Annotated in this window: 13 protein-coding genes; 8 read left to right on the top strand and 5 right to left on the bottom strand. The window is 72.5% G+C overall.

Annotated elements, in window-relative coordinates:
* Positions 1-52 precede the first annotated feature (52 nt).
* The 3 genes from ACJ6WD_RS13625 to murJ all read left to right on the top strand — a co-directional run bounded on the left by ACJ6WD_RS13625 (position 53) and on the right by murJ (position 3,049).
* Complete coding sequence (locus tag ACJ6WD_RS13625; RefSeq protein WP_016579111.1) at positions 53-244, top strand: hypothetical protein; 192 nt, start codon at positions 53-55, stop codon at positions 242-244.
* A 117-nt stretch (positions 245-361) separates the two neighbouring features.
* A complete protein-coding gene (locus tag ACJ6WD_RS13620) occupies positions 362-868 on the top strand; it encodes a DinB family protein (RefSeq protein ID WP_016579112.1) in 507 nt (168 codons plus the stop codon).
* A gap of 411 nt (positions 869-1,279) precedes the next feature.
* Entirely contained in the window at positions 1,280-3,049 is a 1,770-nt protein-coding gene (murJ, locus tag ACJ6WD_RS13615) for a murein biosynthesis integral membrane protein MurJ (protein ID WP_407615850.1), read from the top strand.
* Positions 3,050-3,344: 295 nt separating this feature from the next.
* On the opposite strand, the gene ACJ6WD_RS13610 is transcribed toward murJ, so the two are convergent.
* Positions 3,345-3,578 carry a hypothetical protein gene (locus ACJ6WD_RS13610; protein WP_233659337.1) on the bottom strand — a complete coding sequence of 78 codons (234 nt, stop codon included), beginning with the start codon at positions 3,576-3,578 and terminating at the stop codon, positions 3,345-3,347.
* A 219-nt stretch (positions 3,579-3,797) separates the two neighbouring features.
* Between ACJ6WD_RS13610 and ACJ6WD_RS13605 the strand changes: the two genes are divergently transcribed.
* From ACJ6WD_RS13605 to ACJ6WD_RS13590, 4 genes are all read left to right on the top strand, one after another.
* Positions 3,798-4,709, top strand: a complete 912-nt coding sequence (locus ACJ6WD_RS13605) for a hypothetical protein (protein WP_407615849.1) — start codon at positions 3,798-3,800, stop codon at positions 4,707-4,709.
* A gap of 222 nt (positions 4,710-4,931) precedes the next feature.
* Entirely contained in the window at positions 4,932-5,471 is a 540-nt protein-coding gene (locus ACJ6WD_RS13600) for a GNAT family N-acetyltransferase (protein ID WP_376438440.1), read from the top strand.
* Positions 5,472-5,570: 99 nt separating this feature from the next.
* Positions 5,571-6,311, top strand: a complete 741-nt coding sequence (locus ACJ6WD_RS13595) for a bifunctional 2-polyprenyl-6-hydroxyphenol methylase/3-demethylubiquinol 3-O-methyltransferase UbiG (RefSeq protein ID WP_233659340.1) — start codon at positions 5,571-5,573, stop codon at positions 6,309-6,311.
* Between the two features lie 146 nt (positions 6,312-6,457).
* On the top strand, positions 6,458-7,345 hold the full coding sequence (locus tag ACJ6WD_RS13590) for a DUF2268 domain-containing protein (protein WP_407615848.1): 888 nt from the start codon (positions 6,458-6,460) through the stop codon (positions 7,343-7,345).
* A 145-nt stretch (positions 7,346-7,490) separates the two neighbouring features.
* On the opposite strand, the gene ACJ6WD_RS13585 is transcribed toward ACJ6WD_RS13590, so the two are convergent.
* From ACJ6WD_RS13585 to ACJ6WD_RS13575, 3 genes are all read right to left on the bottom strand, one after another.
* Complete coding sequence (locus ACJ6WD_RS13585; protein WP_233659342.1) at positions 7,491-8,369, bottom strand: GNAT family N-acetyltransferase; 879 nt, start codon at positions 8,367-8,369, stop codon at positions 7,491-7,493.
* A gap of 34 nt (positions 8,370-8,403) precedes the next feature.
* Positions 8,404-9,855, bottom strand: a complete 1,452-nt coding sequence (locus ACJ6WD_RS13580; RefSeq protein ID WP_233659343.1) for an amino acid permease — start codon at positions 9,853-9,855, stop codon at positions 8,404-8,406.
* A gap of 159 nt (positions 9,856-10,014) precedes the next feature.
* The gene (locus ACJ6WD_RS13575; RefSeq protein ID WP_331246771.1) at positions 10,015-10,971 is read right to left on the bottom strand and encodes a hypothetical protein; all 957 of its coding nucleotides are present in this window, start codon (positions 10,969-10,971) and stop codon (positions 10,015-10,017) included.
* A 1,221-nt stretch (positions 10,972-12,192) separates the two neighbouring features.
* Between ACJ6WD_RS13575 and ACJ6WD_RS13570 the strand changes: the two genes are divergently transcribed.
* Positions 12,193-12,579, top strand: coding sequence for a winged helix-turn-helix domain-containing protein (locus ACJ6WD_RS13570; protein WP_232817039.1), 387 nt, complete (start codon positions 12,193-12,195; stop codon positions 12,577-12,579).
* A 78-nt stretch (positions 12,580-12,657) separates the two neighbouring features.
* Here the strand turns inward: ACJ6WD_RS13570 and ACJ6WD_RS13565 are convergent, their stop codons facing one another.
* Entirely contained in the window at positions 12,658-14,391 is a 1,734-nt protein-coding gene (locus ACJ6WD_RS13565) for a hydrogenase maturation protein (protein ID WP_407615847.1), read from the bottom strand.
* Positions 14,392-14,424: the final 33 nt, after the last annotated feature.

Here is a 14,424-nt window from a genome sequence, read left to right as displayed (position 1 = left end):
GATGGAACCAGCGAGGTCCCGGCACTCGGCGGGCGCGGACGAAGGAGGACCTGTGACAACCAAGGGCAGTAGTACCCCGGGCGAGCGGCGACCGGCGGAGCTGTACACGGGTAGCGAGCGGCCCTTCGACGCGGAGGACCTGGTCAGGGCGTCCGGGCGGGAGCCCACTCCGGAGAGCCTGCAGTGGGCACAGCGGCTGATCGACGAGAAGGGGCGGGCCGCCCTGGAGCGGTACCTTCCCTAGCCACGACACTTCCACGGCACCTGCCAGTTCGGCCCGGGGCACCCCGACCCCGGGCCGCGAGCTGCGCCAGGACGAGCACCGGCCCCCGCGTCCACCCCGCCGGTAACCTCTCGGTACATGACAACCGAACGCCTCGATCCGCCCCGTCGCGCCGGTGAGCGGGAGACGCTCCGCGCCTACCTGGACTTCCACCGCGCCACGCTCGCGATGAAGATCGAGGGGCTGACCGACGAGCAACTGCGGCGGCGCGCCGTGCCGTCGTCCACGCTCTCCCTGTTGGGCCTGGTCCGGCACATGGCCGAGGTGGAGCGCACGTGGTTCCGCCGGGTGGTCGGCGGGGAGGACATCCCCCTGGTCTGGTCCGACGAGGGCGACTTCCAGGCCGCGTTCGACGACGCCGAGGCGACCGGCGCCTCGGCCGTCGCCGCCTGGCAGGCCGAGGTGGCGCACGCCCGCCGCATCGAGGAGGCGGCCGAGTCCCTCGACCTCACCGCGTACCAACCCCGGTGGGGCGAGGACGTGTCGCTCCGCCTGATCATGCTGCACCTGATCCACGAGTACGCCCGGCACAACGGCCACGCGGACCTCCTCCGCGAGGGCGTCGACGGCGCCGTCGGCCCCTGACCCGCTGGACCCTGACCCACTGGACCCGGGCCGCTTGGCGCATCGGCCCACTCCCTCATGAGCCCCCGGCGCCAACGGAAAGAGGTCCCTCCCCAACACGGGGAGGGACCTCTTCTCGTGGAGCGCCCGGCCGGCCTTGCACCTGCATTTCCCACCGGATGGTGGACGTCTTTCCTTGGACCACGGACGCCGGACTCCCGCCCGCAGGGCCGGAGTTCGTTCATGATCATACAGGACCCGCGGCGCGCCTCCCGCACCGCTCGCCGGGCGGCCGGGACGGGCGAAGCGCACGACCGCGGCGGGAAAGCACCGGTCCCCGACGGCCCGTGCCCGACGGGCCGCCACGGGGTGCGAAGGTGTCTGTCGAACCACGACGGGCCACGGGGCCCGCGCTGACGAGGAGGCACCGGCATGGCTGCGCCACACGAAGAGTCCGACGGACCCGGAGGTCTCCGCAGCCATCTGCCGGACGCCACCCCGCCGTTGCGCCTGCGCGACGTGCCGGCACCCGCCTCCCCCACCACGGCCGCGCCCGAAGCGAAGGGCGGCACCGCCCGACTGGCCAAGTCCAGCGCCCTGATGGCGGCCGGCACCATCGTGTCCCGCGTCACCGGCTTCCTGCGCACGCTGGTCATGGCGGCCGCGATCGGCGTCGGCACCCTCAACGACTCCTACCAGGTCGCCAACGTCCTGCCCACGATGATCTACACGCTGGTCGGCGGCGGCGCCTTGAACGCGGTGTTCGTGCCCCAGCTCGTGCGCGCCGTCAAGAACGACAAGGACGGCGGCGAGGCGTACGCCAACCGACTGCTGACCCTCGTCGTCGTGCTGCTCGCGGGCGCCACGGCGCTCTGCGTGGTGGCGGCGCCGCTGCTCGTGCGCATGATGTCGCCGGACATCGCGGCAGATCCCCAACGGATGGCCCTGACGGTGGCCTTCGCCCGCTACTGCCTGCCCACCCTGTTCTTCATGGGCATCCACGTCGTGCTCGGTCAGATCCTCAACGCCCGTGAGCGCTTCGGCGCGATGATGTGGACCCCGGTCCTCAACAACATCGTCATCATCGCCGGCTTCGGCGCGTTCATCTGGGCCTTCGGCGGCTTCGCCCGCTCCGGCGTCAGCCCGGCGACCATCACCCCCGAAGGGGTCCGGCTCATCGGCCTGGCCACCCTGCTCGGGCTGGCCGTCCAGGCCCTGGCGATGTTCCCCTACCTGCGCAAGGCCGGCGTCCGGCTCCGCCCCCGCTTCGACTTCCGCGGACACGGCCTGGGGAAGGCCGTCGGCCTGGCCAAGTGGACACTGCTGTTCGTGCTCGCCAACCAGCTCGGGTTGACCGTCGTCACCCAACTCGCCACCAAGGCGGGCGCCGCCGCGGAGCGCGCCGGCCACAGCGGTGCCGGCATCACCGCCTACAACTTCGCCCTGCAGATCTGGCAGATGCCGCAGGCGATCATCACCGTCTCCGTCATGACCGCCGTCCTCCCCCGCATCTCCCGCGCCGCCCATGCCGGGAACGCCGGCGCCGTCCGCGACGACATCTCCTACGGCCTGCGCACCTCCGCCGTCGCCATCGTCCCCTGCGCCTTCGCGTTCCTCGCCCTGGGCCTGCCGATGGCCACCCTGCTCTACGGCAGTTCGGACGCCCAGGGCGCCGAGGGCATCGGTCACGCCCTGATGGCCTTCGGCCTGGGCCTCATCCCCTACTCCGCCCAATACGTCGTGCTGCGCGGCTTCTACGCCTACGAGGACACCCGCACGCCCTTCTACAACACCCTCGTCGTCGCCCTCGTCAACGCCGCCGCCTCCGCCCTGTGCTTCGCCCTCCTGCCCGCCCAATGGGCCGTCACCGGCATCGCCGCCTCCTACGGTCTGGCCTTCGCCGTCGGCATCGCGGTCGCCTGGCGCCGGCTGCGCCACCGCCTCGGCGGCGACCTGGACGGCGCCCGCGTCCTGCGCACCTACGCCCGCCTGTGCACCGCCGCCGCCCCGGCCGCGCTCGCCGCCGGCGCCGCGTCCACCGCGCTGCTGCACGCCCTGGGCACCGACGTCCTGGGCTCCCTGACCGCCCTCGTGGTCGGCGCGGCAGTCCTCTTCGCCCTCTTCCTCGCCCTCGCCCGACTCCTCAAACTCCCCGAACTCAACGCCCTGTTGACCATGGTCCGCAGCCGACTGGGCCGCTGAGCCCTCACCCAGCGGGACCTGCCTGGGGTGCCCCCGGCCGCACCCGCCACCGTCGGCGGCCGGCCTCCTCCTCCCTTCGCTCGCCCCTCCACTCGCGGCCCGTCCCTGCCCCCTCCCGGCGTCCGTCCCCACCCGCCATGCCGTCGCCGACGTCCCCCACCTGCGCGACGCCCGCGGCATCCGTCGCGCCCGACCACCCGAGTCGCCCCAACTCCTCCGCCATCGAGCCGGCATCCGGGCCGACATCCGGGCCGAACGCGCTCGGCCGCGATCCCGGGCGACGCGTACGCAGCGCTCACGACTGCTCCTCCGCCCAGCGCATCTCCTTCAAGGCGATCCGGGCAGCCGGCGCCTGGTCGGGGATGTCGGCCCAGTAGGGGTGCGTGGCGATCTGCACCGACAGTCGTTGCAGTCGACGGCGCAGTACCGTCGCGCGCACCGGACTGTCCTCTGCGGCGAGTTGTTGATAGGCGGCGTACCAGGCGGACTGGGCCTGGACGAGGTCGTCGGGGAATGCGTAGTGCGTCATGCCTCAAATTGCATCACGTGTTCGATTTCCGGTGCAGCACTCACACGAGTGAATGTGGGCCGGGCCGGTGCGACCGAGCCTGCGCAGTCGGCCGCTTGGGGCGGGGGCTCTGTGGGTTGCGACCTCTCCCGCGGGCTCGGGCAGCGTCCGGAGAACCGCGCCCGGTCCGCCCCGCGTCTCCACCGGGAACGGCCCCGGAACGCACAGAAGGCTCGCCCCATGACGCGCACCACGCAACACGACCGCACCACGCCGCCGTCGGACGTGCGCCCGCAACGCGGCGTCGCCGGCACGGCGTTCGCCGCCCTCCGGCGGCATCGGGGCATCCTGACGGCGGCGACGGTGCGCGTCGTCGGCCTGTCCGGACTGGCCGGGCTGCTGCTGACGGCCGCGACGTTCGCGCTCGCCTGGCCCGTCTTCACCCACATGCGGAACGAGCAGATCCGATACCACCGACTTGAGGACCCCTACCTGCACGACCCCTCCGGCCTGGTACGGGTCGCCCTCTGCGCGCTCCCGCTCTTCCTGCTCCTCCTCGGCACCGGCAGCGCGGCCCTCCAGGGCGTGTGTTCCCGGGCCGTCGCAGCGGGGGCCGACGCACCTGCGGAGGAGGACCGGTCGCGTACCGGCGGATTCGCGCGACTGCGCGGGGTGTTCGCCGTCTACGCGCTGCGCGGCCTGATCGTGTGGCCCCTGCCGCTGCTCGTCGCCGCCGCCTCGCACGCCCTCACCGGCTACCAGCTCGACACCCCGGAGCCCCTGGAGCGCGGCTCGTTGCCCTACACGCTCGTCGCGGCCTCCCCGGCGGCGGCCGTGCTCGTCGCCGTGGTGTTGCGCCTGGCGCTCGCCCTCGCCCCGGCCGCCGCGGCCGAGGGCCTCGCCCCCCGAGCGGCGCTGCGCCGCTCCTGGTCGCTGACGTGGACGCGCGCCGGAGGGGCCCGCGTCCTCGCCCTCGCGCTGCCGCTGGCCGCGCTCACCGCCGGGGTGCTCCGGCTGGTGGTGGAACTCGCCCTGCCGCTGCGCCCCCTCGTGCGGTCCCTCCTCGAAGGGCCACGGGCAACTTCTTCGCCGGCTACTACGCCGGCATCCTCACCCCCGTCCTCGTCGGCATCCTCGTCACCGCAGCGCTGACCCTCCCCCTCACCTGCACGGCCTTCGCGGCCCTCCACGACCGCCTGCGGTCGTCCCGCACCCCTCCCCGACGCCCCGGCGACACGGCGACCGCCACCGCCACCGCCACCGCCACCGCCACCGCCACCGCCTGACGCTCCCGCCCACCGGGGCCGCCGCCAGCGCACAGCGCCGCTCGGAAACCGATTGCCCCGGCCGCCCCGCTCACGTTGACTGGGCGGCATGACCGCACTGCGCACCGAACGCCTCGTGCTGCGTCGTTGGCGTGACCGCGACCTCGCACCGTGGGCGGCGATGAACGCCGACCCCGAGGTCCGGGAGCACCTCGGCGACCTGCTCACCCGCGAGCAGAGCGACGCTTCCGTCGCGCGGTTCCAGGCCGAGTTCGACGCGCGCGGGTACGGCTGGTGGGCGGTGGAGGTGCGTGCCACGGGCGAGTTCGTCGGCTTCGCGGGCCTGGACGTGGTGGACGACGGCCTGCCGTTCACCGGTGTGGAGATCGGTTGGCGGCTCGCCCGCCCGGCCTGGGGGCGGGGCTACGCCACCGAGGCCGCGCTGCGGGTCCTGGCCCACGGCTTCGACGCCCTCGGCCTTCCCGAGGTCCTCGCCGTGACGACGGCCACCAACCACCGTTCGCAGGCGGTGATGCGCCGGATCGGCATGACCCGGGTCCCGGAGTACGACTTCGACGACCCCGCCGCCCCGGAAGGGCCGCTGCGACCGAACGTGGTGTACCGCACGGGCCGGAGCGCGCCGCGCTGACGGCTCCGCCAGGATTCTCGGCCGGGGCGCTCGGCCGGCCGGCGAAACGGCCGCTTTTGCCGCCGCGGCCGAGGCCCGGCCGGCACTACGCTCCGGCCGGTGACCACTCACCCGACGAACGACGCGGCGATCCGACAGTGGAACGACATCCCCCGTGCGGCGTTGGAGGCGATGGAGCCCGACGGCGACTTCGCCAAGCGCCACCTGATCAACCCGGTGCTCCTGCGCATGCTCGGTGACGTGCGCGGACTGCGCGTCCTGGACGCGGGGTGCGGGCACGGCTACTTCAGCCGCATGCTCGCCGCACGAGGGGCGCACGTGACCGGCGTCGAGCCCACGGACACGATGTTCGGCTACGCCCAGGAGAAGGAACGCGCCCTCGCGCAGGGCATCGCCTACGTCCAGGCCGACCTCACCCGACTGCCGGATCTCGGCGGCCCGTTCGACGCCGTCGTCTGCAGCATGGTGCTGGCGGCCGTCCCGGACTGGAAGCCGGCGATGCGGGCCTGCGTGCAGGCGCTGCGGCCCGGCGGACGGTTCGTCTTCTCCGTCAACCACCCGGCCTTCGAACAACTCCTGACCACGTGGCGCGAGCACGGCGCCTACCGCGTGGACCGCTATCTGGAGGAGTACGCCATCCCCCAGACCTACGCCCACGACTTCCACCGCCCGCTCTCGGCCTACCTCAACGAACTCGCCGCCCTCGGCTGCCACCTCCGCGAACTCGCCGAACCGGGCCTGGACCCCCGCACGGCGCGCGCAGCGCAGGACACCACCCCGGGCATCGAGAGCTACGTCCACCTGCCCAACTTCTTGATCGCTGCCGCCGAACGCCCGTGACCGCGGACGTCCGCGCTCCGGGCGAGCGGACGGCGGGGTCGCGGGCCGCGCGACGGCTGGAGGTTGGCGCCGCTCGGACGACGGAACCCCCGGGGCCGTCGCCCGGCTTGACCCTCCGGTAACAGGAGGCCCTACGGTCCCGGGACATGGAGATCGTTGTGCATGACACCGCGTCCGCGATGCTCGACCTGCTGGAGCGTCCGGTCGCCCAGCGGCCGGACGCCCTGCGAGAGATGCTCAGCCCCCTGCGGGGCCCGATGGCCGTACTGGGCGACGTGGATCAGGCCCAGGTGCACCAACAGGGTGCCGGCTTCCGCCTGGACCGCGACGACCCGCGGTACGTGGCCGCCCTGCACCGGATGCGGCAGGCGCAGGTCTGGGAACGGGTCGAGGAGTCGCTGACCGCCGCCTGGGAGCGGATCAGTGGTGCGGTGCCCGGGATCAGGCACGCCGAGACGGTGCACGTCGTGGTGGTGCTCGGCGATCCCGACGACCACCACCTGACGGTCCGTAGCGCCGGCTACTTCGGTCTGGGGGGCTTCCCCGGCGCGATCCACCTGCTGATGTGGCCCACCGAGACGAGCCTGGCCAAGATCGACCACGCCGCCGCGCACGAGCTGCACCACAACGTGCGCTACGCCAACGTGGTCTGGGACCCGAGGACCGTCACGGTGGGGGAACAGGTCGTCGCCGAGGGGCTGGCCGAGGCGTTCGTGCGGGAGTTGGCCGGCGAGCAGGCCATGGGCCCGTGGGCGACGGGGTTGACCGGCGCCGCGCTGGACCGTGCGTACGAGAAGGTCACCGCCGCCATCGACGTGGCCGGAATGCCGAACCTGCCGCCGTACGTCTTCGGCGACGCCACCGCCCGGCTCATGGGGTGCGAGCCGGTGGGTCTGCCGGACTTCGCCGGGTACGCGACGGGGCTGCGGATCGTCGACGCCCACCTGGCGGCCTCCGGCCTGACCGCCGCGCAGAGCGTGGCCCTGCCGCCGGGCGAGGTCCTCACCAACGCCGGTGTGCCGCACGGTGCGTGAGCGCGCGGGCGGTGCGGCGCCCCGGGCGGTCCCGGGGCCGTCGTCGGCGGGTGCACGGCACCGACGCGGTGCTGCCGCGCGTCTTCGGAGGGCTCGGCCCTTCCGAGGCGCGCGGCAGCGTGCGTCGGCGCGGCGGGGCGTCCGGTCAGCCCAGTTCGAGGCTGGTGACGCCGAAGGTGCGGGACGGGTCCGTGGACGGGACCGGGCCGGTGTACATGCGGACGGTGTGCGAGCGGGGCGTCAGGCCGCGGGCGGTCGCCAACGTCCTTGCCGCTGCGTGGGGTTCGGGGATATCGAGGGTGACCTCGTCGGCCGGATCGAGGTGCGCGGTGAGGGCGTCGAAGAGGGCTTCGGCGGCCTGCGGGGTGTCGGCGAAGAGCGGGCCGATGCGGTGGCCCGTGTGCGCGGGGCGGAGCACGCCGTACCCGGTGACCTCGCCGTCCCGGAGGTGGACCACGGCGGTGCGGCCCGGTGCGGTCAGCCAACGGGTGACGAAGCCGCGCCGGTCGGCGGGGAAGCAGCGGCGGTCGTAGGCGGCGATCGCGTCGAGGTGGGCGGCGGAGACCGGGTGGGTGTCCGGGGAGGTCGGGGCGCCGGGGGTGGGGCGGCCGGTGTAGCGGAGGGTGTCGTGGGCCGGGGTGAAGCCGGCCCGCTGGTAGGTCTCCTGCTGGGCGGGGACCGCGTCCAGGCCGATGGTCCGGCTCCCGGCGTGCGGGAGGGCGGTGCGCCAGGTGGCGAGCCCGAGGCCCTGGCCGCGCAGGCCGGGGGCGACGAGGTAGAAGCCCAGGAAGGCGTATGCGGACGAGTAGTTGACGAGCGAGACGGCGGAGACCGTGCGGTCGCCGAGGCGGCCGAGGTGGAAGCCGTCGGGGTCGGTGGGGTGGAAGGTGTTGATGTCGCCGTCGCCGGGGTTCCAGCCCTCGTCGGCGGTCCAGTCGACGATCTCGTGCCAGTGGTCCAACGGGGCTGCGGCGACGCTGAGTTCGCCGGCGCCCGTCGGGGCGGTGCGGGGGGTCGGTCGCATCGGGGTGCGTCCCTTTCTGCTGGTGGTTCTTCGGTCAGATCAGGTCCATCGCGGCGACCTCGTCGGGGCTGCCGTAGCTGACCGGGCCCTGGAAGCGGCGGCGGGCGGTGGCGAACCACCAGATCGTGGCGATCACGAGGACCACCGCCAGGGCGATCGGGGCGTAGTTGAAGGACTCCGGGGTGACCGGGTACTGCTGCGGCAGCATGAAGAGGAGGTTGCTCACGACGATCCAGAGGACGGCGATCGCGGCGACCGGCTTGCCCCAGCGGCCGAGGTTCCAGGGGCCGGACGGGAAGTCGTCGAGGCGCAGCCGCAGGAAGATCGGCACGCCGTAGGAGAGGAAGAGGCCCACGACGTTGACGCTGACGACCGCGGTGAAGGCGGTGTGCGACCACCAGCCGGGGACGACCAGGACCAGTGAGGAGACGGCGGCGAGCCAGACGGCCTTGACGGGGGTGCGGGTGCGGTCGGAGACCGAGTGCCACCAGCGGGAGCCGGGCATCGCGCCGTCGCGGGAGAAGGCGAAGATCTGGCGGGTGTTGCTGGTCATGTTGGCGAGCCCGCAGAAGAGCATGGCGCCGATGACGATCAGCAGGAGGAACTTCGCGGTCTGCACGCCGAGCGCGTCGACGAGAATCTGCACCGGCGGGGCGTCGGCCTTCGCGGCGTGGTCGTAGTCGCGAATGGCATAGACCAGCGCGAGCATGAGGATCAGTCCGGTGATCGCGGAGCAGCTGATCGCCCGCATGATCCCGCGCGGGGCATTGACGGTGGCCTTCACCGTTTCCTCGGACATGTGGAAACTGCCGTCGAAGCCGGTGAACGTCCAGCTGGTGACGAGCAGGCCGAGCATTCCACCGTAAATGGCGTTGGTGAAGCCGGTGTTGTTGGCGAAGTGGGTGACGAAGGACGGTTCTTGGTGGTGTGTCGGAATCAGCGCGAGGGTGACGACGATCACCACCATGCCGACCAGCAGCCACCACACGGAAATTCGGTTGAGCAGTGCAACCAGCCGCACGGTGTAGGTGTTTGCGAGGGCTTGCACCAGCAAAATGGCCGCGGTGATGCCGACGGTCTGCGGTGCGGTGGGCACGTACGAGGGCCATTGCATGGCGATGAACGCCTGGATGAAGGTGGCGGCCGCGAAGTTGGTGGCGGCGGTGCCCCCGACCTGGCCGACGAAGTTGAGCCAGCCGGTGTACCAGGACCAGGCGCCCTGGTGACGCTTGGCGAGCTTGCCGGCGGAGAAGTAGAGGGCGCCGCTGGTCGGGAACGCGGAGGCGATCTCGCCCATGGCGGCGCCGACGAACAGCACCATGAGGGAGACCGCGATCCAGCCGAATATCAGGATGCGCGGGCCGCCGGCGTTCAGGCCGAAGCCGAACGAGGAGAAGATGCCGGAGATGATGTTGATGATGGTGAAGGAGATGGCGAAATTGTCGAAAGCGCGGAATCTCCGGGTGAGTTTCCGCGGATACCCCATGGCGTGCAGGGTCGCGTCATCATCGAGGGCGGCGAGATCCGGGCCGTTCTGGATATTCGAGCGGGATGCGGAGCGGGCTGGGGTGGACGTACGATCGGGCACTACCGAAACCTTTCTGTTGGTGGGGACAACGGTTCGGTGGGGGGTGCGTTCAGTGCGTCACGGTTCGTGCGGAATGGGGAGCCCGCACGCCCTTCTGGCTTTGGTCAATTGCTCTTCCGGATCACCGAAAACACTCCAGGGCATCCGTGACGCATAAGGCCCCATGATCGTGAGGACTTCCCGGGCCTCGAATTCGCACTTCGCCATGAACAACGCATGGGCGAGGTAGGCCAGGTCCACGACCGGGGTGAAGCGGTAGCCGGCCACGGTGGGGAACCAGTTGCGGTAGACGCCGGTCGCTGCGGTGATCCACTGCGGTTGTTCCCAGGTGCGGTCGGCCAACAGCGCGGCGGGGTTGTAGTCCTCGACGAGTGCCACCAGGGGCAGCAGTCGGAGCGGTGAGGAGGCCGCGGCGCGCTGGCTCAGGAAGGCGGCGACGTCCCAACTCGCGCTGGACGAACCGCCGTATCGCGTGAAGAAGAAGGACAGGAAGCGGTGGTGCGCCTCGCGGTGCCAGGGGTCGAGGCGGAGGATGTGCGCGAAGAGGTACCAGGGCCCGGTGGGCGCGGTCAACAGCCCCTGGGGAGCGGGGTCGTGGGGGCGGTCGAGACGGGCCAGGGCGAGCTGGGCCACCCACGGGGTGGGGTCCCCGGGCGCCAGTTTCGCGGCCCGCTCGCAGGCCGTGCGCGCGATCCGGTCCAGTGCGCCGGCCCGTCGGTCGCCGGCGTCGGCCATGCGCAGTGCCCGGAGCATGGCCACCCGCGCCCATAACAGGGCGGCGTCCGGCCCCGGTTCTTCGGCGAGCCAGCGTTCCGCCAGGTCGGTGCCGGCCGCCTCGGAGGCCAGCACCAACGACCGGTGGGCCCGCAGCTCGAAATCCTGCCGGGTCTCCCGCAACACCTCGTGAGCGCTCAAGTAGCGTCCGGCACGGACATCCATACACGCTCGCGCCAGCGCCCGGTCATCGGCTGCTGGACTCCATACGTAGTGCCCCTCGAATGAGCCACCCGGCATGTTCCCCTCCCGGTGCACGTGGGTACCTTGCGGCACCTACGCATTCCGTCCATGCCGAATTCGGCTGGACCGCCGCCGCTGGTCAGTCGGCAGCGGGGCACACCCTACTCATTTCCTCCTCATTTCGAAAACAGTCGTCTGGAATATCTGGTTCCGCACCTTTTCGCCGTGGGGAGTTTGAAACGCAAACCAGCCCGCCGGGCGCTTATGACTGGCATATTCAGTCCCGCCTGACGGCCAGTCACGCGAGCGGGGCGCGGGCACGGAACGGCCCGAACGGCGCCCGTCGAACGGCCCGCACGGCGCTCCACGAGGGCGAAGGGGAACAGCGCTACCACACCGCCGACGGGACCCGGCACGGTCGAGCCATCGCGCCGGTCACCTCCGGCCACGCTCCGGCCGGCAGGGCCGTGGTCCGCCGCGCGAGCACCCTCACCCACTCCTCGCCGACCGACACCGGACGCGGATCCGGCCGGGGTGCCGTCGCGCGGGCCGCCGGGGCGGGGCGGTCCGCACCGGCCGGCCCGGCCCGCACGGACCGGGCCACCGGACGCCCGGCGAATACCGCAATGCCTTCGGGGAGTTCGGCCGCCCGGCGCGGCGACGAAGGCACCGCGCCGGGCGGGAGACGGAGAGCGATTCATAAGGAAGTGGTAAAGAAATCGATGCACAACGCATCGCTTCCTGACCGCCTTCGATGCGACGCGCCTGGTCACACGGGCCGCGAACGTCGGCAAACACGAAATCGGCTCAAGAGCAACCGTGATTAGCGGAAGCTACTATCCGGAAGCGCGCGATCACATGTAGCGTTCGGTCAGACCGGTGACGTGACGGTTGTTCACGTCACGACCGCGCACGGGCACGGGCGCGAACGCCCCTCCTAACAGGGACGGAAGGGCGATCGGCCCGCTGGACGCACCCGCATCACGAGTGCCGGTGCGCCTGCCCGGCTCCACACCGGCCTGCGCAGCGAGTGCGGCGTGGCCGAACCGCACGCCGCACGTCGAGCACCGCCATGTCTGTCCGAACACGCCTGCTTTGCAAGAGGAATGGGCCCAGATCATGTTTATGAACGCGTCGACGACCCCCCTTGCGTTGCGACCGGATGCCGATTTCGGTCGGCCGGCAAAGGTCGGCTCCGGCGGAGGGCCACCCTTGGCGGTCGACCGGCTCCCCGACGGCAAGTGGCAACTCACCTTGCACGATTTGGAGCCCGTGTCGGTGCATCGATTGACCTCCGACAAACTCCACATCATCCTCGCCCCGCCGTGTGCGCAGCCGCCCTCGGCGGACACCGGTGCACAACCGGCCGGGCCGGCCGCGGCGGACCCGATCCAGATCGACACCGCGGCCCGGACCGTCGTCATCGACGGGCGGCAGATCGACGTCCCACGGCTGGAGTTCGACCTGCTCGCCCACCTGGTGCTGAACCCGCGGCGGGCGTTCACCCGGCAGCAGCTGATGGCCGCGGTCTGGCCGGACTGCCGGTCCAGCGACCGCACGGTGGACGTGCACGTCGCCCGGCTGCGACGGCGGCTGGGACCGGGCCGACGGAAGTTGATCAGCACCGTCTTCGGCATCGGGTACAAGTACCTGCCCACGCCGTGACGCCGACCGGGTAGCCGGTGCGGGCCGGTGACCGGCGCGCGTACGGTCACCGGCCCGTTCCGCGGGCGGTGCGCACGGTCAGTCGACGCGGCGCGCGGTGCTCCCGCCGTACCCGGCACCGGCGTTCAGGTGCTCCGGGGTGCCGGTCGCGGGCTCCTTGCGGACGAAGGCGCGACGCAGCGCGTGGTAGGGGGCGCCGGGATCCTCGAAGGTGCGCCGCATGCGGGCGAGTTCGTCCGCCCGGTAGGCGGCGAGCGGCCGTCGGGCCTCGTCACCGTCCCGGGCGGCCTTCTTGGCGGCGATGCGGGCGTGGACGCCGGGGGACGCCGCGAGCCGGCGGGCGAGCCGTGCGGTGTGGTCGGGGAACTCCTGCGCGGCGCAGTCGACGATCCGGTCGACGAGGCCGAGCCGTTGCCCGTGCGCCGCGGTGACCGGTAGGGCCCGGGCCATCAGGGCCGCGGCCGTCTCGGCGCCGACCCGGCGCGGCAGGGTGTACGTCCAGTACTCCGAGCCGTGGAGTCCCATCAGCCGGTAGTGCGGGTTGAGGACGGCGGCGGAGCGGCACCAGACGTCGTCGGCGGCGAGCGCCAGCATGGCCCCGCCGGCCGCCGCGTTGCCGCCGAGGGCGGCGATCACCACCCGGTCGGTGGTGGTCAGCACCGCCTGCACGAGGTCGTCGATGGCGTTGATGTTGGCCCAGGACTCGGCGGCGGGGTCGGCGGACGCCTCGATGACGTTGAGGTGGATGCCGTTGGAGAAGAAGTCCCGCTGGCCGCCGAGGACCAGGACGGTGGTGGGGCGGGTACAGGCGTAGCGGTAGGCGGCGAGCAGCCGTCGGCAGTGGCCGGTGCTCATCGCGCCGCCGGGGAAGGAGAAGCGCAGGAATCCGGCCGGTCCGTCCTCGTGGTAGCGGATGTCGGTCCAGGTACCCGGGCCGTCGCCGGTCTCCAGCGGGGCCGGCACCTCGGGCAGCGGCGGGAGCCGGTCGCCCAGGGCGAGTGTGGCGGGCAGTCTGACGGGGGTGGGCTCCCCCGGGGCCCGGGCCGGGCGGAGTTCGGGGATCCAGACGGCGCCGTCGACGGTGGCCCGGCAGAGCGCGCCGTGCCGGGTCGCGAGCAGGTCCCCGGGGCGGCCGGTGAGGGTGCCCTCGGGGTGGCCGCCGTGCAGGAACCAGGTGCCGCCGAGGAGTTCGTCCCGTACACCGGGGCGGGAGTCGGCGGCCCGCAGGGTGCGCAGGACGGTCTCGGTCGGGTCGGTCGACCAGTCGATGCGGCGGTCGGCCTGGCGGAGCGGGGGCCGGGGGCGACCGGGCAGCCGGTCGGCGGGCAGGGCGTACTGCGGCTGCGGGCGGTGGGTGCCGGAGGCGAAGCGGGCGACGGCGGTCAGCAGCGCCTCGATGGCGGCGTCGGCGATCTCGTTGCGGTACAGGTCGCTCTTGCCGACCTCCGGGACCGGGCACTCGACGGTCGCCCAGACGTCGCCGGCGTCCATCTCGTCGTTGGCCTGGAGGACGGTGACGCCCCACCGCTCGGCGCCCAGGTGGACGGCCCAGTCGACCGACGACGGTCCGCGGTCGCCGAGCGGGCCGGGGTGGACGATCAGGCACGGCCAGGCGGACCAGACCTCGCGGGGGACGGCCGTGGTGAGCATCGGCGCGACGATCAGGTCGGGGGCGTGCCGGGGCACCAGCGCGGCGAGTGGCGTCCCGCGGGTGACCAGTTCGACGCCGAGGTGGTGTCCGCGGTCGGCGAGTTCGGCGTAGGCGCGCTGGGTCAGACTGTTGAACGCGCCGGCGAGGAGCAGGATCCGCACAGCGGGCTCCCTGGGGTGGGGGGCGTGGACGGT

It is taken from the genome of Streptomyces sp. VTCC 41912 (assembly GCF_045799175.1).
GTDB classification, from domain to species: domain Bacteria; phylum Actinomycetota; class Actinomycetes; order Streptomycetales; family Streptomycetaceae; genus Streptomyces; species Streptomyces albulus_C.
Note: the sequence above shows the minus strand (reverse complement) of the source record. Positions and strands in the feature narration are given on the sequence as shown.